Origin of the sequence: Bacillus silvicola, assembly GCF_050524305.1 — a bacterium.
GTDB lineage: Bacteria > Bacillota > Bacilli > Bacillales > Bacillaceae_G > Bacillus_A > Bacillus_A cereus_AT.
Map to the genome: position 1 here is coordinate 681258 of NZ_JBNGVC010000001.1, position 17699 is coordinate 698956.

The following is a 17699-nucleotide window of genomic DNA, read 5'->3' on the forward strand; positions in this document are numbered from 1 at the left end:
AAGGAAAGCCCGCTTATTATTATAAACGGGCTTTTTTTCTATATTCTATCCTTTTCTACCGCTTTTATTTGGCGATACTCCGGTTCCCATATTGCTTCTTTCACTGCAATCTTAATATCGTTATCACTTAAGTTCTCTCTAGCAACACCTTCTGCAACTGCAACTTTCGCTACTTCAATTGCAACCATTTCAGAAATATTACGTAACTCTTCAACTTCTGGCAAAATAGGTGCTCCTGGCTGACTTGTATCTACCATACTTGCAACAGCTTCAGCTGCTGCCGCAAACATACCGTCTGTCATTACGCTTGCACGAACAACAATTGTACCAAGACCTAGTCCTGGGAAGATAAGTGCGTTATTTGACTGTCCAATCACATAAGTTACACCGTTATATGTAACCGGTTCAAACGGACTTCCTGTTGCAACTAACGCTCTTCCTTCTGTCCACTCGATTAAATCTGCTGGTTTCGCTTCAGCAAGTGGCGTTGGATTCGACATCGGTAATATGATTGGTCTTTCTACGTGAGAAGCCATTTCTTTAATAATTTCCTCTTTAAATGCACCCGCAACAGTAGATGTACCAATTAAAATTGTCGGTTTTACATGTTTCACAACTTCAGCAAGTCCGATTACATCATTTTGTTCCCACTCACTTACTTCAGCTTCTTTTCTTGCATATGGAATTTGGAAATCAAGAAGATCTTCCATATTATCTGTAACTAATCCATTACGGTCAATACACCAGAAACGATTATGAGATTCTTCGTCTGATAATCCGACGCGAACCATTGCATCTCTTACTTGATCTGCGATACCGATTCCAGCCGTACCAGCACCAAACACAACGACACGGTGTTCACTTAACGGCACACCAGAAACTTTTACTGCCGATAATACTGCAGCAAGCGAAACTGCACCTGTACCTTGAATATCATCATTAAATGTACAAACGTCATGACGATATTTATCTAAAATTTTTCGTGCATTTCGAGAACTGAAGTCTTCCCAATGTAAAAGTGCTTTCGGGAATTGTTTATTTACCGCTTGTACAAATGTATCAATAAATTCATCGTAAGCTTCACCTGTTATACGAGGGTGACGATTTCCAATATAAAATGGATTGTTTAATAGTTCCTCACGATTTGTACCTACATCTAAAATTACTGGTAATACACGACTAGGATCGATTCCAACTGCGGCCGTATATACAGCTAATTTCCCGATCGCGATGTTAATTCCACCAACACCCCAGTCACCAATTCCTAATATACCTTCTCCATCTGTTACAACGACTAAATCAATGTTTTCAGCTGTTGCACCGATATTTGCAAATGCTTCTTCAATACCTGAAGGATCATTAACTGATAAATAAACACCGCGTGGTTTACGATATTCATGACTATATCTTTGAATTGCTACACCAACAGTAGGTGTATATACGATTGGTAACATTTCACGTAAATGATTTGTTAAAATACGATAGAATAACACTTCATTTCGATCATGTAACGCTGTTAAGTATACATTCTTTAATAAATCATCCGGTTGAGAACAAAATTGCTCATACGCTCTGCGCGCTTGTTCATCTAATGTTAAAACTGCAGGCGGTAATAGCCCTTTTAAACCTAATTCTTCTCTTTCTTCTTGTGTGAAAGCTACCCCTTTATTTAAAAGTGGTGTTGATAATACTTCTACTCCTCTTAATGTCGTTTCTAATGAACCATTAGAAGCCACTGTAAACTTACTCATAACATCCCTACCTCTATTCATATATAACATTTCTATATTGTAAACAAAAAAGAGGGGATTGTCCCCCTCTTCTTTTAATTTTTCTTTAAAAGAGTTGCTCCTGCAATCCCTGGGTGTGTCATTTCGAATGGATCTAGAATTAACTCTAATTCTTCTTGTGACAATACACCATTTTTCACACAAAGTTCTCGAACGGATTGACCTGTTGCAATTGCTTCTTTCGCAACGCGAGCTGCTGCTTCATAACCGATATGAGGGTTCACGGCTGTAATAATTCCTACACTCTTCTCAACATACTCTTTTAAGCGATCTTCATTCGCTTCAATTCCTTGTAAGCAATTATCTGTAAAGGCACGGAAACCGTTATTCATAATGCTAATAGATTGAAGTAAGTTGAAAACAAGTACTGGTTCCATAACGTTTAATTCTAATTGTCCTGCTTCTGAAGCAAGGCAAATTGTATGGTCGTTACCAATTACTTGGAACGCAATTTGATTAATTACTTCTGGCATAACAGGGTTTACTTTACCTGGCATAATAGATGAACCTGGTTGACGAGCTGGTAGCATAATTTCTGCTAATCCAACACGTGGACCTGATGCCATTAATCGAAGGTCGTTCGCAATTTTAGACATGTTCATCATACATACTTTTAACGCTGCAGATACTTCAGTGTACGCATCAGTATTTTGCGTTGCATCTACTAAATCTTCAGCACCAACAAGTGGTAATTCACTAATTGTAGCTAAATGTTTTACAACTGCTTCAATATACTCCGGATCTGCATTTAAGCCTGTACCAACTGCAGTTGCTCCCATGTTTACTTCATATAAATGTTGACGAGATTGCTGAATTCGTTTCATATCACGCTCAAGTACGCGAGAGTATGCTTTAAATTCTTGTCCAAGACGAATTGGCACAGCATCTTGTAAATGCGTACGACCCATTTTAATAACATGATCGAACTGTTCTGCTTTTAATTCAAATACATCATGCATATAACCCATCGTTTGTAATAAACCTTCTAATGCATTTAATGTTGCAATATGAATAGCTGTTGGGAATGCATCGTTTGTTGATTGCGCCATATTTACATGACTGTTTGGACTAATATAATGATAGTCTCCCTTACCCATTCCTAATAATTCAAGGGCACGATTGGCAATGACTTCATTTGCATTCATATTCATTGAAGTTCCTGCACCGCCTTGGATTGGATCAACGATGAAATGATCATGCCATTTCCCATCAAGGATTTCTTGTGATGCTTCTGCGATAGCGCCACCCTTTTTCAATTCCAATCTTCCCACATCTGTATTAGCAAGTGCTGCTGCTTTTTTTACAATTGCGAACGCTTTAATTAAGCCCTCATGAATTTTGTATCCTGTAATTGGGAAGTTTTCTACTGCACGCATTGTTTGCACACCATAGTACGCATAATTTGGCACTTCTTTTTCACCTAAAAAATCTTTTTCAATCCGTACTCCATTTTTAACCTCGGTTAATGTTGCCATGATTCTTCACTCCTTAACGATTTCTTATGCTGCTTTTGTTTGTTTGACTGTTTCTACATATTGTTTTGCTTTCTCATCATCGAATTCGCCTTCCCACTTCGACATAACAATGGCAGCTAATGCATTTCCTAATACATTGACAGCTGAGCGAATCATATCTAAAATGCGGTCAATTCCCGCAATTAATGCGATGCCTTCTAGAGGTAATCCCATTGATCCTAACGTTGCTAATACAACAACGAATGATGCACCTGGAACTCCCGCCATACCTTTGGATGTTAACATGAGAACGAATAATAACGTTATTTGCTCCATCAGTGACATGTGTACACCGTACATTTGTGCAACAAACAATGCCGCCAACGCTTGATAAATAGCTGATCCAGTCAAGTTAAATGTATAACCTGTCGGAATTACGAAAGAGGCAACTGCCTTTGGACAACCGAACTCTTCCATCTTTCTCATTATATTAGGTAAAACAGCCTCTGAACTTGCTGTCGTAAATGAAAGAATAAGTTCTTCTTTTAAAATTTTCATTAATGTAAAAATATTTACTCCAACCATTCGTGCATTAATACCTAATACAATCACAACGAATAGTATAACAGTTACGTATACAGCTAGCACTAGTTTTCCTAAAGGAAGTAGTGTACCTACACCAAATTTTGCAACCGTAACCGCAATTAATGCGAATACACCAAATGGTGCAAATTTCATAACTTGATTTGTAACCCAAAACATTGCTTCGAGTACACCTTCAAAAAAGTTAAAGACAGGCTTTCCTTTTTCTCCAATTGCCGCAACTCCTAAACCGAATAGTACTGAGAAGAATATAATCGGTAATAAGTCACCTTGTGTAATAGACTCAAATATATTTTTCGGTACAATGTGAACAATCGTTTCAGCAAAACCTTTCTTCTCTGTTGCATCTGCTGTTTGTTTATAAGAAGAAATATCACTTTGCTGCAAATTATTCATATCAACGCCAGTACCTGGCTGGAATATATTCGCTGCAATTAATCCCATTAAAATAGCAATCGTCGTAATAATTTCGAAATAAAGAATTGTTTTCCCGCCTAGTTTCCCAAGCTTTTTCATATCTCCTACACCAGCTACCGCAACAATTAATGCTGAAATAACAATTGGTACTACAATCATCTTAATTAAATGAATAAATATATCCCCAACTGGTGTGATATAAGAAATCGCCGTTTTATTGCCATAAAAGATTGCCCCTACTACAATCCCTAAAACAAGTGCGACAAAAATTTGTGTTGCCAATCCGAATTTTTTCATATATGTTCATCCCCTTCATGCGAACGCTTTCAATTTGAATTTATAAAAGCTACTCACACATCATATAAGCGAACCTACAAAATCATACAAAAACCTACAAGTATGTCACAAAAAATTCAAATATTTTTCTTCTATTTTTCATTGACACCATTTTGTTAAAAAACGATAAAATAAACTTGATAAGTAATCAGATTGTTTCGTATAATCAAAAAGATATATACTTAAAACAAATCGAAATGAAAAGGAGTGGATGGTATGAAAAACTATACAAAGCAATTCGTCCTATCTTCTTCTTTTCTTTTTCATTTTCTTAAAAAGGAACAAAGGCATTCGCCTTTGTTCCTTTTTTTATTGCGATCTATATAGGGGGAATTGTTATGAGGCCATATAAAAGAGTCTTAATAAAACTAAGCGGCGGCGCTCTTGCCGATCAATCCGGAAATAGCTTTAACTCCAAACGATTAGAACATATCGCAAACGAAATAATATCCATTATCGACCTAGATATTGAAGTATCCATTGTCATCGGCGGCGGTAACATTTTCAGAGGTCATCTAGCTGAAGAATGGGGAATTGATCGTGTAGAAGCTGATAATATCGGTACGCTAGGTACGATTATTAACAGCTTAATGCTTCGCGGCGTTTTAACAAGTAAAACAGATAGAGAAGTACGCGTTATGACTTCCATCCCTTTTAATGCAGTAGCTGAACCATATATTCGCTTACGTGCAGTACATCATTTAAATAACGGTTATGTTGTCATATTCGGTGGTGGTAACGGGCAACCATTCGTTACAACAGATTACCCAAGTGTACAAAGAGCCATTGAAATGAATAGCGACGCCATTTTAGTCGCAAAACAAGGAGTAGACGGTGTCTTTACAAGTGATCCAAAACATAATAAATCAGCGAAAATGTATCGAAAACTGAACTATAACGATGTTGTTAGGCAAAACATACAAGTCATGGATCAAGCCGCTTTACTGCTTGCTCGAGATTATAATTTACCGGCACATGTCTTTAACTTTGATGAGCCTGGCGTTATGAAAAGAATTTGTTTAGGTGAACATGTTGGGACGTTGATTAATGATGATGTTTCGATGCTTGTGCATGAAAAATAGTATTTTCCATTAACAAAGGGTGCCTTTTATAGACACCCTTTGTTAATCATCACAAATAAAAATCAACCCATCCAACTACTTTCTCCTTACAACGCTCCCAGAAAGATAAGTTGTCAAAAAATGTTTCTGTCATCTCTTTCGAATCACCAATGTCTTGCGTTAACGCCTCATTCACTTGCGCTATGATAGGTCCACCGTGAATATACAAATTCATCTCATCATTTATATAGAAGCTACGTGCAGTTATGTTCGTTGTACCGATAACAGTTAATTCATTATCAATCAGCATTAACTTTCCATGAAACATCCCTTTTTTATAACCATACACAGTAATCCCGTTTTTAACAGCTTGATGGATGTAAGGATATGCCGCCTCTTTAATAAGAGGTATATCCGGTTTATATGACCAAAGTATTTTCACTGTAACACCACGCTTTTGCGCTCCAATTAAAGCATTCATTAATTCTTTATTTTTCGCTATAAAATATGGTGTTGTAATGACAATTGAATGCTTCGCTTCTTTTATTAATTCGATATATTTTTCAGCGACGTGATGTCCATTGTAGCTAGCCATCGTATGTAATGTATTCCCTTTACTAGCTTTGTTCGTACTTCTTTTTATATTTTCTTTCGTATCTCGTTTCCAATCTAAAGCGAATTGCTCTTCTAAATCTTTTGCTCCTTCTCCTCTTATCCGTACATGATAGTCACGCCAATATCCAAAACGCTTATCTTTCCCTAAATATTCATCTCCCATATTAAATCCACCCGTATAACCAATTTCCCCATCAATCGTCGTAATACGGCGATGATTCCGATGATGTAGAGAATAAAATCCAAATGGCAACTCAGGTTTTCTACTATATGTAAAGTGAACACCGTTCTCTTTTAATTCATTTTTCACCTTTCTGTCAAAAGATAGATCATTAATTAAGTCGACCGACAAATATACGGTCACCCCTTCTCTCGCCTTCTGCATTAATAAATTTAAAAAAGTGTAACTACTTTTATCATCTGACAAAATGTAAAAATAAGTGTAAATGGAGCTTTTCGCTTTTTTAATATCTTCAAATAACTGCTCATATAATGATTTCCCTTCTACATATAATTGAAAGTCACTATAATGAGGAGCATACTCTGTCGGCATATTTTTCCCGGCTTCCATTTTCCGTCCGAGCGTAACGTCAATATGCATCCCAATTAAAACAAAAACGAATATACCAATAATAATAGAAGCAACTCGCAATATCTTTTTTATCATTTTAATTTCCTTCCGCTCAAATTACTTTCTAACCCGTAGTGTTTCATTAAAATAAATTTTCATTCAAAATGTATTTCCCACTTTTTTGGGATGTTACAAAGTTAAAGGAGAGCAGAATATGAAAATAAGAAAAACTCCTATTATTTTTATTCCAGGTCTTTTCGGTTCAATGAGTAATATTATTATCCCTGGTACTGGTAATTGGAGCTTTGGACTTTCTGCGTTTGTTTATGAACCATTCATCATGATGTTAGAAAGTATCGGCTATGAACGAAATAAAAACTTGTTTATCTGTTTTTATGACTGGCGTCAGCGTATTACTGTTTCTACTCAAAAATATTTATTAAAAACAATTGCCTATGTTAAAAAATTTACAGGGTGTGATAAACTAAATTTAGTTTGTCATAGTATGGGTGGACTTCTTGCACGTTCTTACGTTCAAAGTGAAGAATATGAAAATGATGTGGAGCAACTTATTATACTCTGTACACCAAACGCTGGATCTCCTCCCAATTATAGTTATTGGACTGGGGGTAGTCTCCCTGTTCATGCCTCTTCTAAAATAAATATTGTTCATTTTTATATGGAACAATATATTCATTACTTAAGCACCTTTCATAATATGGATAAAGTTAAAGCGATACACCTTTACTTTCCAGGTTTACAAGATGTTATTCCTTGTAAAGATTACGGAAATTATTTATTTATAAAATCCGGCTCTTCTATTACATTTCTTCCTTATAACAAGATGAAAATGAAAAATCCTTTCCTCGATACATTAAATGCAAATAGATTTATTATAGAGAAAAGAAATATTGAAACTACACTCATTGCAGGAGATGGAGTGGAAACGATTCAATATTTACAAGTCGTCCCTTCACATTCAAAACTGGAATGGACAGACGGAAAAGTCGTCGGTGATATACTTACAAAACATGGTGATGGTAACACTGTTCTACATAGCGTTTTTCTTCTAGAGGGAAATAAATATGTTGTGCATGCTTCGCATAACGAAGCGCTCTACAAAAGCATTCCTATATTACAAAAGATACTGTAAATTACGAATACAAAAAAGGTGTGGCATTGCGCCACACCTTTTCATTAAACAAAGTTCCTTGCATCATTATTTCTTCCAAACTTATAAATCGCAATTAAGAAGAACGCTATTGCAAAGGCGAATAAGATTAAAATATTTAAATACAACTCTGAAAACGGAATTCCTTGCTGTAATTTCGAAATCGTGTCCATTAGCCAGCGTTGCGGTAAAAAATCAGCTATTTTTTGTACTGTTTTCGGCATAATATCATATGGGAAATAGCATCCCGCTAATAAACATGTCGGTACAATAACGACATTTTGCATCGCATTTGAAGCAGTTGAATTTTTCGCAAAAGACACAATGACTAAAGACAAACCAATCGCGATTAAAGCAAATATCATGAGTACACCAATCATCACTGTGAAAGGCATATTTATATTTGTATGAAAAACATACTTCATAAATAATACGGCAATTACAATCTGCACTGTTAGTATAATCATATTCACCGCGACATTAGATAATATAAATTTCTTTCCATCTATCGGTGTCGATAATAATCTAAAATACGTTCTGTTCTCTTTTTCTTTTAAAATAATTCCAGATAAATTCGCTGCCGAAAATAGCATAAACATGATAAGATAACCAATCGTTTGATTTGTCATATCCTTATTTTTCGAAGTATCTTCAAGTGTCTCTGCTTTTACTTTAAATGAACTTTTTTGATAACCAGCGTACATACTATCAAACGTACTTTGATCCGCCCCCGCCACTTTACTAATCGCAGCGATATTATCAACATAATTATATAAATATGATTTTATAAATACTGTTACTTGATCACCTTTAATCGATGAAACTTCAATATGACTCGGTTTCCCTACTCGAACACTTTCGGAAAAACCAGACTGTAATGTAATAACACCATCAAGTTTTTTTGAAGTGAGTTTATCTTCCACTTCAGATTCCTTAATTTTACTAACATTTACATGATTGAGTCCTTCTAAAAATTTCACTGTATCATTTGCGATAGGCTGATTTTCTTTATTTATAACCCCAATATTTAACGTTCCTTGCCCTACATTACCATATATTGAAAAAGAAATGAGTGTTCCTATTATCGGCAAACTTACAATAAGCAATAATCCTTTTTTATTTTTAAAAAGCGCAACTAATGTTTTTCGTATGAGCCATAAAATATCTTTCATATTACAGCCCCTCCCGTCTACTTAATGCGATAATCGCAATTAATAAAAAGATTGCTGAAATTCCAAGATTTAAAGAAATAACCGGCAGTGCTGCTCCTATGTCATTTGCATAAATAATTTTCATAATGGCTGTGTTGGCCCACGTTAATGGCGATAAATTCGTAACGACATTTTCTTCCACTACAAAATAAGCACCACCAAAAATAGAAGCTAATTGCACAACAACCATAATAATTGCTCTAGATGCCTCACCTGTTTTTGTAATAAATCCGATTCCTAAACCGAAACTAATTGCCAGAAAAACTTCTGTTAGTAAAATAATAAATATGATTCCAAGATGGTCGCCCCAATTCGCTTGAAAAACAAATTTACTAAATATAACGACGAGTAATAGACAAAGTGCATTTGCTACAAGACTACCGAGCACTTTCCCAATGAAAATTTCAGCCTTACTTATAGGTGCTGCAATTAAACGATCTCCTGTTTTACGTACTCGTTCTCCTCGAATTAAAAAACTCGCCCCCATTGCCGCATACAGTGCAATCATTGTCGTCATTACAACCGCGTAGTAATCCATAGAACCTGGTTTTTTAGCAGCTTGTAAAGATGTTTCTTTAATATAATCATTATGATTTCCATTTGAAATAACTGTGCTAACCTTACTTGGATCTACTTTTGCAACTTCTGCCGCTACATTGTACTTATCAACAAATGTCGTAAGTATTCCTTCAACAATACTTCCTTCAATACTACTTCTGTCGCTTCCGTAAAATTTCGCACCATCTTTATTCAATTCTACATATGCAGCATATTTATTTTGCTGCACTTCTTCTTTCCCATCTATACCTTCGGAAGCTTTTTTAAAATGAATACCCGATTTATCGACCTCTTTCGTAAATGCTTCAAATGATTGAGAAAAAGTGCTTCCCGCTTTATCTTTATAAAGCACTTGTATGTCTTTAATCGAATGACTATCGCTATTAAATGCGTTACTTAACGCTGTTCCTAATACAAGCATAAGCACAATCGGAAATGCTAACATAAAAACTAACGTTCTTACGTCCCTGAAATCTCTTTTAATGTGCATAACTGCAATATTGAAGATGTTCAATCGATGAACCTCCCTTTTCCTATTCTTACAATCACTTTATTTATCTCGTAAGTTTCTTCCGGTCAATGTAAGGAATACTGTTTCTAAATTCGGAGCCTGCTCTTCTAATGAACGAATTTCAATATCATGATTAATAAAGTGTTGAATAATTTTATTTAAATTATTTAATCCTGCATCAGAATTTACTTTGATTACGTTCTCTTCAATTTGAACAGCTTTCACACCGTTTATCTCTTTTAATTTTTCAACGTCTAGATTTTCTACTGACTTCACTTCAATCCAAATGTCTTTCGTATCGGTAATAATCGCTTTTAACTGTTCTTTCGTTCCTTCCGCAATTACCTTACCGTGATCTACAATTGCTATTTTCGTACAAATCTCTTCGACTTCTTCCATGTAGTGACTCGTATAAATAATCGTACTTCCCATTTCATTTAATTTTCGGACAGACTGAAGAATGTAGTTCCTTGACTGCGGATCAATTCCAACTGTCGGTTCATCCATAATAATTAACTTCGGTCTATGAGCGATTGCACAAGCGATATTCAGCCTTCTTTTCATCCCGCCAGAAAAGTTTTTCGGATAGCTTTTATGTTTATCACTAAGCCCCACAAATTGAAGTGCTTCCTCTACTCTCGCTTTTAGTTCAGCTCCTCTTAGTCCGTACAATCCGGCAAAGAATTTCACATTTTCATAGGCGGTTAGCTCTTCATATATTGCTATATCTTGTGGAACGATACCGATGTTCATTTTCGCAAATCGATTATTTTTCTTTATATTTTTTCCTAGTATGCTAATTTCACCTTCATTACTTCTTAACAAGCCAGCAATCATATTTATCGTTGTACTCTTACCAGCACCATTCGATCCTAAAAATCCAAATATTTCTCCTTCTTTAATAGATAAAGACATATTATCTACCGCGATGAAATCACCAAATTTTTTCGTTAAATTTTTAATTTCCAATGTATTCATCATTTCACCCCTATTTCGGTTTCTCTGCTTTTAGTATAAACAAAAAGAATGAACCTGCTCAGTGCAGAAGTTCATTCTTTTCACATGAGATTATTCACTTTTTTCATATGAGATGATTCATCCTCGTCCTATTCCCTTATATCGGCAACAACATTGTTACTGAAAAACCACTTGTCCCATCTACAATAATTTTACCGTTTACAGACGCTGTTCGCTCCTCCATCCCCATAATACCAAGGCCTTTTTTAACAAGAGTTGCCCCCTTACCATTATCCTTCACTTGTACTTTAACCACCTTGTTAAGTACATGAATATCTATTGAAATGACTGTCGCGTCAGCATATTTCATCGTATTTGTTAATGCCTCCGTAACATTTTCACCGATAATCTTCCACTGAATTGGAGAAATCATATCTAAGTTTCCTTTATATACGAAAGGAATGTTTACATCATGCTTACCGGCAAATTCCTCTATGAATAATTTCATACGATGAATTCCAATTTGTTCAATTGGCGGCTTCATATTTTTCAATGTAATCCGAATGCTTTCAATGCCGTCTTTCGAAATATGAATTGCATTTTGTAATAACTCAGCAGATTTCACTTTATCTATTTCCATTAATCTCTTCGCTGCTTCCATTTGAATGAGTGCACCCGTCATCGAGTGACCAATTTTATCATGAATTTCTTGAGATAATCGATTTCTCTCCTCTAACTTAAATGTGTATTCTGATTGCCTTATGTAATCTTTATTTTCATTTAAGTTTTTCGTAAGTCTTTGTATGTCTTTTCTCATTTTATCATTTTGCATTTCGAGTTTTAATAATCGTACTATATAGCGGTGGGCTATCGTTAAGGAAAAAAAACAAAATACACTAATAAGTCCATACGTCATTTGAATACCTTCACCTATAAAAATAATAGGAAGGATCATAATGAAAAAGATTAACCATTTCTTTTCTATACAATAATTTGCAATTTCATATAAGTTCAAAGGTAAAAACAAAATAAAAAACGGATGAACCCTCCACGTAAATAACATAACTACGCCAACTGATACGCAAATTAAAATCTTATTGTACGTATCTTTTTTCAATATGGAAATCATCACATTTATAGAAAGATATATAAGCAAAGTAAGTATAATCCACGGTAGGTTCGTAACATTTAAATGAATGTAGCTAAACACTATATATAAAAAGACAATAAGTTTACTTACAGTTAGCCAAAATTCCATATCATTAATCTACTTTCCCTGTTAAGTAATAAATCGCAATTTGTGTGCGATGTTCAAGTCCAGTTTTCCCTAAAACTGATGTAATATAATTCGCAATTGTTCCCTCAGATATAAAAAGTTGCTTCGAAATCTCTTTATTAGAGAAGCCTTTTGCAATTAATGCGATAATACTAAGCTCCCTTTCTGTAAAAAGGCTCTTATCTATTTTAGATTCCGCTTCTTTATTTTCTAGTAAATTACTCTTAATTTTATCAAGAACAACATCTTGCATAACAGTTTGTCCGTTATATACTCCTTTTATCGCATCACGAATACGCTCCGGATCGTTATTTTTTAATAAATAACCTTTCGCTCCGTTTTTCACTGCATCCAAAATATATTCATCATCATCAAACGTCGTTAAAATAAGCGGTTTCGTTTTTGTCTCTTCACAGATTAACTTCGTCGCCTCTACCCCGTTCATATTTGGCATACGAACATCTAAAAGTGCAATATCCACTTCATGTTTTTTACAATACGCTACAGCTTCTTTTCCATCATTTACAGTTTCTAATACTTCGAATTCTTCGTATGTATTTAAAATAATTTTCATGCCTTCTCTAATAAAAGAATTATCATCTGCTATTAATATTTTAATTTTCATGTTTGTTAGTATGGACCTTCCCCTACTAACATTCACATCCTTTCTCCGTGTAACATTTCCCACTTGCTCATTATATACTTCGCCTTACCATTTTTTCACACCTTTTTCATATAGCCCTCCTGCTAAAAATATATTATTCTTTTTTTACAACATGTGTAGGGTGACTTATCATTCTTTACGTCTATATAATAGAATGCGTCAAAAAGGAGGGAGAGACCGATTGAGGAAAAACAATTAATTGAAAAAGCACAGCAAGGAAGCGAGCATGCTTTTCGTATCCTTGTACAAACATATCGTCATTATATTTTTCAAGTTATCTTTTCTATTTTAAGACATGAAGAAGATGCTAAAGATGTTACACAAGAAGTATTCGTAAAAATTCACACCTCTCTCCCAAATTATCAATTTCGCGGATTAAAAACGTGGATGGCACGTATTGCCACCAATCACGCTATTGATTATAAGAGAAAGAAAGCTAGAGAAAACGAAGAACTCTCCTTATGTAAAGAAACAGAGGAAAATATAAAATCCTCTCATAACATTGAAGCTTTACTATTGACGAAAGAGCAAAAATTACTCATTGCTCAAAAACTAAGAGAACTTCCCGACAATTACCGTGACGTCGTTCTCGCGCATTACTTAGAGGAAAAAAGTTATCAAGAAATTGCTTTCCAAGAAAACATCGAAGTGAAAACGGTCGAAATGAAACTGTATCGGGCAAGAAAATGGATTAAAAAACATTGGAAGGAGGAAGAGTTTCTATGATGCATTATTCAAAAGAAGATTGGCACAAGTATACATTAGATGTTATAGCAAGCAATGAACGTGAATCTATGGAAGAGCACCTTTATGAATGTGATCATTGTTTAGCACTTTATATGGAAAATATTGATGAACAACATGAAAACCTTCCAATGATAAATGATTATTCATTTACGAACGAAGTTATATCGCAAATTAATTTCGAAACGTTACAGCCTAATGAAAATATGAAATCAAACCAGCTAAAGCGTACGATTATTCACTACATAATTGCGACGGCGGCTACAATTATTTTTATGGTAAGTGGTTTATTCCATTATATTTTCACAGCGACATCAAATTTCGAAAAATCTTCGAAACACAATGAGACTTCTATCTCACAGCAAATTGTAAACAAATCGGTAGACACACCAAAAAAGAACGGAGGTTCAAAGCATGAATAAAAATCCCTTTTTAGCACTTGTATTAGGGCTAATTCCTGGGCTTGGACATTTATATTTAAAGAAATTTGGACGTTTTATTCTATATAGCGGAGGAGCTTTATTTCTATTTATCGCTACAGCAGGTATTACAGTTCTCTACGGAGATCATAGAATTATTTTTCTCCTTCTATTTTTATTTACAGCTTTATGGACAATCAATTTAATTGACTTAGTCATTACTCTTATAAATCAATCACGAAAGCAAGATGCAGAACAAAATCCAGAAACCACTAAAGAAAGCGAACGATTTTACATCATTCTTTTATCAATTATTCCTGGACTTGGACATTTTCAATTAGGACTTATGCAGCGTGGTCTTACATTTTTAGTTGCATGCACAGGCTTAGGTAGCATGATTGTATTTGTTACATTACTAACTCATCAAGGAAGTTTCCTTATCTTTCTTATTACGCTACCTGTTTTATGGATTTATAATTTCTTCGATGTCGTTCAGCAACTACAGAAAAAAGAACGTGGCGAGCAACTAGATGATCGCACTATTTTCGAAGATTTTGAAGAACATCGAGAACAAGGAAAGAAAAGTAAAACATTTGCTTCTATTTTAGCAATGTTCCCTGGAGCAGGACATATGTATTTAGGTTTACAACGTCGTGGTCTTCAGCTTATGGCAGCCTTTTTACTATCTATTTATTTACTCGATTTATTACGACTCTCTGCATTTTTATTTTTAGTACCAATCATTTGGTTCTATAGCTTTTTTGATGCGTTACAGCAAACAGCAAAATACGGAAAAGAACGAGTACAAGACGAACCAATTATCGATTATTTTATAAATCATCAAAGATGGATTGGTATCGGATTAATCGCATTAGGTGTTTATTATTTATTAGATCAAACAGTCCTTCCTATTTTGAATGATTATTTTGTAACTATATTTAATATTCATCTTAGTGAACTATATTATCGCTATTTCCAAACATCTATCGTTGCGCTCCTTTTAATTGGCGGCGGCTTTAAATTGTTACTTGGAAATAAAGAAAACAAAGGTGGGACAAGCGAATGAGGACTTGGCGTGTTGGAACATTCTCAATGGGGCTTTCTATTATATCGTTAGGATGCTTTTTACTATTTTCAGTCGTAAAAGGAATTCAAGTATTAGATACACTAACTGCATGGTGGCCAGTTTTACTTATCATACTTGGAGCTGAAGTTTTACTATACCTTTTATTTTCTAAGAAGGAACAATCATTTATTAAATATGATATTTTTAGCATTTTCTTTATCGGCGTTTTAGGAAGCGTCGGAATTGCTTTTTACTGTTTATTATCAACTGGAGTACTAGAAGAAGTTCGTCACTCTATTAACACAACGAGACAAACGAGTAATATTCCAGACGGACAATTTGATATACCTGAATCTATCAAAAAAATCGTAGTAGATGCAGGACATCAACCTCTAACGATAGAGGGAAATAATACAAATCAAATTCATCTTTTGGGAACTTATGAAATAACGACGAAAGCAAATGAAAAACTCAATTTAAAACGAGATGATTTCCTTTCAGTTCAAACGGCTGGAGAAACGATGTATATCACTTTAAAATCATTACCTGTTCAGCATACGTTATTTAATTCAGCACCACAGGTGAAACCAACGCTTGTTCTTCCGCAAAATAAAAATGTGGAAATCCGTGCTTCAAATAACGAACTATCTCTTTATCCAGGTCAATTACAAAATAATTGGTTTGTACAGGAAAGCTCAAGAGTGTCTATCCATCTTGCAAAAGAGAGTGATGTATCTTTAACAGCAGTAACGAATCAAAAAGAAACACATGGAAGTACACCTTGGGAACAAGTAGAAGATTTAACGAAAAAAGAAAATAATTCTTCAGAAGAACATCCAGAATTAAACAACCAAGAACATTGGTATAAAAATTCAATTAAAACTGGAAATGGCACGTACAAGTTAAATATTGAGAAAGCTTATAATTTAAATATGAGCGTTATTGAAAAATAAGAAAAACCTTCCGCAATTGCGGAAGGTTTTTCTCATATAATCGCTTTAATTCCTTCTAACACTAATCCAATCATAAATCCGCAAACCGCCCCGTTCACTCGGATCCACTGCAAATCTTTACCGACATTATTTTCAATCATTTCGATTAATGTTTTATCATCTAACTTATCAAGGTTTTCTTGCACAAGCTTTCCAATTTTCGAATGATTTTTTTCAACAATATTAACCACTTGTTTTTGTAACCAATCTTCTATTTTTTGAACAGTCAGTTCATCTTCTTTTATTTTATTCATTTGTGTTTGTAAGAATGGAACAACATATTTATCGGCAAATTCTTCATTTTTCACAAAGGTAACTGCCCTACTCTGTACTTGCTCTAGCATCTCTTTTATTTTGTCAGTAGCATCCCAATTTGCAATCCATTTTTCTTTCCAATTCTCTAATTCCTGCAGTAAAGATTCATTTTCTTTTACATTTATAATTTCTTGACGAATTTTCGCTAATATAAGTTGTCTTGTGCTATTATCCGCATCTTGTAAGCTGTTAATATTGCTAATAATAAACTTCTGCAAAATGCCGCCAATTTTATCTTCATCTACAATATTCATAAACGATTTCAAAGTAAACTGTAAGAATCCATCTACTTTTATGTTTTCCATCGCCTTCATGCCTAAGCTTCCGAGCTGGTAACGCGCTTCATCTTGCGCCGTCCAATCTTTCACTTTTACTAATATGTAATCAAGTGTCTTTTCATCATATTCTTGCACAACTAATTGATCCACAAGAACTTGTAATATGTTACTTGTGTTAATTGTATGCAAATATGTTTTTAATTCTTTTTCAATAATAACTGCTAATTTTTCCGTATCTATTTGAAGAATCGCTTTCTCAGCAATTGTTACAATCCCTTTTTTCACAGCATCAGACTGTAACTCTTTCTCAGCAATTTGCAGTACCATTTGCGCTAGCTGCATTTCTTTTACTTTACTTGTAATACTTTCTTTCGTCAGCCATTCATTTTCTAACGTAGAAACGAGTCCCTTTGTTACCCGCTTCCGATTTTTAGGTAATAATGCTGTATGTGGAATTGGAATTCCCAACGGATGACGGAATAAAGCTGTAACCGCAAACCAATCCGCAAGTCCACCAACTAACCCAGCTTCAAATCCACCTTGAATAATCTCCCCAGCTATCGTTCCTTGAAAAGGGATAGAAGCCGCAAAGCCTACTCCCATAACCCCAAGCGAAATACCCGCTATATATTTTGTCTGTAATGACATCGTATACACACATCCTCTTATTATGTAAAATAAAGCTCTTTT

The 17699-nt window shown here is 34.7% G+C and carries 16 protein-coding genes; 6 read left to right on the forward strand and 10 right to left on the reverse strand.

Going from position 1 to position 17699, the window contains the following annotated elements; genetic code table 11:
- Nucleotides 1-38 precede the first annotated feature (38 nt).
- From malS to ACP6L7_RS03480, 3 genes are all read right to left on the reverse strand, one after another.
- The gene (malS, locus tag ACP6L7_RS03470; protein WP_141533454.1) at nt 39-1751 is read right to left on the reverse strand and encodes an oxaloacetate-decarboxylating malate dehydrogenase; all 1713 of its coding nucleotides are present in this window, start codon (nt 1749-1751) and stop codon (nt 39-41) included.
- Between the two features lie 74 nt (nt 1752-1825).
- Nucleotides 1826-3265: an aspartate ammonia-lyase gene (aspA, locus tag ACP6L7_RS03475; protein WP_097831555.1), complete on the reverse strand. Its 1440-nt coding sequence runs from the start codon at nt 3263-3265 to the stop codon at nt 1826-1828.
- Between the two features lie 24 nt (nt 3266-3289).
- Nucleotides 3290-4561 carry a cation:dicarboxylate symporter family transporter gene (locus ACP6L7_RS03480; protein WP_097831556.1) on the reverse strand — a complete coding sequence of 424 codons (1272 nt, stop codon included), beginning with the start codon at nt 4559-4561 and terminating at the stop codon, nt 3290-3292.
- Between the two features lie 377 nt (nt 4562-4938).
- Here ACP6L7_RS03480 and pyrH point away from each other — a divergent pair, with 377 nt between their 5' ends.
- Nucleotides 4939-5682: a UMP kinase gene (gene pyrH, locus ACP6L7_RS03485; RefSeq protein WP_097831557.1), complete on the forward strand. Its 744-nt coding sequence runs from the start codon at nt 4939-4941 to the stop codon at nt 5680-5682.
- A gap of 49 nt (nt 5683-5731) precedes the next feature.
- Here the strand turns inward: pyrH and cls are convergent, their stop codons facing one another.
- The gene (cls, locus tag ACP6L7_RS03490; RefSeq protein WP_141533455.1) at nt 5732-6943 is read right to left on the reverse strand and encodes a cardiolipin synthase; all 1212 of its coding nucleotides are present in this window, start codon (nt 6941-6943) and stop codon (nt 5732-5734) included.
- 118 nt (nt 6944-7061) lie between these two features.
- Between cls and ACP6L7_RS03495 the strand changes: the two genes are divergently transcribed.
- Nucleotides 7062-8000 carry an esterase/lipase family protein gene (locus ACP6L7_RS03495; protein ID WP_097831559.1) on the forward strand — a complete coding sequence of 313 codons (939 nt, stop codon included), beginning with the start codon at nt 7062-7064 and terminating at the stop codon, nt 7998-8000.
- A gap of 44 nt (nt 8001-8044) precedes the next feature.
- Here ACP6L7_RS03495 and ACP6L7_RS03500 read toward each other — a convergent pair whose 3' ends face one another.
- From ACP6L7_RS03500 to ACP6L7_RS03520, 5 genes are all read right to left on the reverse strand, one after another.
- Nucleotides 8045-9190, reverse strand: a complete 1146-nt coding sequence (locus tag ACP6L7_RS03500; protein WP_097831560.1) for an ABC transporter permease — start codon at nt 9188-9190, stop codon at nt 8045-8047.
- A gap of 1 nt (nt 9191) precedes the next feature.
- Nucleotides 9192-10301 (reverse strand): ABC transporter permease, encoded by a 1110-nt coding sequence (locus ACP6L7_RS03505; RefSeq protein ID WP_097831561.1) that lies wholly within the window; start codon nt 10299-10301, stop codon nt 9192-9194.
- 36 nt (nt 10302-10337) lie between these two features.
- Nucleotides 10338-11276 carry an ABC transporter ATP-binding protein gene (locus ACP6L7_RS03510; RefSeq protein ID WP_097831562.1) on the reverse strand — a complete coding sequence of 313 codons (939 nt, stop codon included), beginning with the start codon at nt 11274-11276 and terminating at the stop codon, nt 10338-10340.
- Nucleotides 11277-11412: 136 nt separating this feature from the next.
- Nucleotides 11413-12513, reverse strand: coding sequence for a sensor histidine kinase (locus ACP6L7_RS03515; protein WP_097831563.1), 1101 nt, complete (start codon nt 12511-12513; stop codon nt 11413-11415).
- Nucleotides 12514-12517: 4 nt separating this feature from the next.
- The gene (locus tag ACP6L7_RS03520) at nt 12518-13156 is read right to left on the reverse strand and encodes a response regulator transcription factor (protein ID WP_097831564.1); all 639 of its coding nucleotides are present in this window, start codon (nt 13154-13156) and stop codon (nt 12518-12520) included.
- 276 nt (nt 13157-13432) lie between these two features.
- On the opposite strand from ACP6L7_RS03520, the gene ACP6L7_RS03525 reads away from it, so the two are divergent.
- From ACP6L7_RS03525 to exsE, 4 genes are read left to right on the forward strand one after another with little or no spacing between them, the layout of a single operon-like run.
- On the forward strand, nt 13433-13921 hold the full coding sequence (locus ACP6L7_RS03525; RefSeq protein ID WP_080019169.1) for an RNA polymerase sigma factor: 489 nt from the start codon (nt 13433-13435) through the stop codon (nt 13919-13921).
- Complete coding sequence (locus ACP6L7_RS03530; protein ID WP_097831566.1) at nt 13918-14361, forward strand: hypothetical protein; 444 nt, start codon at nt 13918-13920, stop codon at nt 14359-14361. The genes ACP6L7_RS03525 and ACP6L7_RS03530 overlap by 4 nt, the downstream gene beginning before the upstream one ends.
- The gene (locus tag ACP6L7_RS03535) at nt 14354-15424 is read left to right on the forward strand and encodes a hypothetical protein (RefSeq protein WP_097831567.1); all 1071 of its coding nucleotides are present in this window, start codon (nt 14354-14356) and stop codon (nt 15422-15424) included. The genes ACP6L7_RS03530 and ACP6L7_RS03535 overlap by 8 nt, the downstream gene beginning before the upstream one ends.
- A complete protein-coding gene (exsE, locus tag ACP6L7_RS03540) occupies nt 15421-16377 on the forward strand; it encodes an exosporium protein ExsE (protein WP_097831568.1) in 957 nt (318 codons plus the stop codon). The genes ACP6L7_RS03535 and exsE overlap by 4 nt, the downstream gene beginning before the upstream one ends.
- A gap of 32 nt (nt 16378-16409) precedes the next feature.
- Here the strand turns inward: exsE and ACP6L7_RS03545 are convergent, their stop codons facing one another.
- A complete protein-coding gene (locus ACP6L7_RS03545) occupies nt 16410-17657 on the reverse strand; it encodes a DUF445 domain-containing protein (protein WP_097831569.1) in 1248 nt (415 codons plus the stop codon).
- Between the last annotated feature and the right edge of the window lie 42 nt (nt 17658-17699).

Bases quoted from the DNA above. Each gene is read 5' to 3' on its own strand.
- malS (WP_141533454.1), bottom strand. From the start codon at position 1,751: ATGAGTAAGTTTACAGTGGCTTCTAATGGTTCATTAGAAACGACATTA.
- ACP6L7_RS03510 (WP_097831562.1), bottom strand. From the start codon at position 11,276: ATGAATACATTGGAAATTAAAAATTTAACGAAAAAATTTGGTGATTTC.
- cls (WP_141533455.1), bottom strand. From the start codon at position 6,943: ATGATAAAAAAGATATTGCGAGTTGCTTCTATTATTATTGGTATATTC.
- pyrH (WP_097831557.1), top strand. From the start codon at position 4,939: ATGAGGCCATATAAAAGAGTCTTAATAAAACTAAGCGGCGGCGCTCTT.
- ACP6L7_RS03545 (WP_097831569.1), bottom strand. From the start codon at position 17,657: ATGTCATTACAGACAAAATATATAGCGGGTATTTCGCTTGGGGTTATG.
- ACP6L7_RS03520 (WP_097831564.1), bottom strand. From the start codon at position 13,156: ATGAAAATTAAAATATTAATAGCAGATGATAATTCTTTTATTAGAGAA.
- ACP6L7_RS03480 (WP_097831556.1), bottom strand. From the start codon at position 4,561: ATGAAAAAATTCGGATTGGCAACACAAATTTTTGTCGCACTTGTTTTA.
- exsE (WP_097831568.1), top strand. From the start codon at position 15,421: ATGAGGACTTGGCGTGTTGGAACATTCTCAATGGGGCTTTCTATTATA.
- ACP6L7_RS03535 (WP_097831567.1), top strand. From the start codon at position 14,354: ATGAATAAAAATCCCTTTTTAGCACTTGTATTAGGGCTAATTCCTGGG.
- ACP6L7_RS03515 (WP_097831563.1), bottom strand. From the start codon at position 12,513: ATGGAATTTTGGCTAACTGTAAGTAAACTTATTGTCTTTTTATATATA.
- ACP6L7_RS03530 (WP_097831566.1), top strand. From the start codon at position 13,918: ATGATGCATTATTCAAAAGAAGATTGGCACAAGTATACATTAGATGTT.
- aspA (WP_097831555.1), bottom strand. From the start codon at position 3,265: ATGGCAACATTAACCGAGGTTAAAAATGGAGTACGGATTGAAAAAGAT.
- ACP6L7_RS03500 (WP_097831560.1), bottom strand. From the start codon at position 9,190: ATGAAAGATATTTTATGGCTCATACGAAAAACATTAGTTGCGCTTTTT.
- ACP6L7_RS03495 (WP_097831559.1), top strand. From the start codon at position 7,062: ATGAAAATAAGAAAAACTCCTATTATTTTTATTCCAGGTCTTTTCGGT.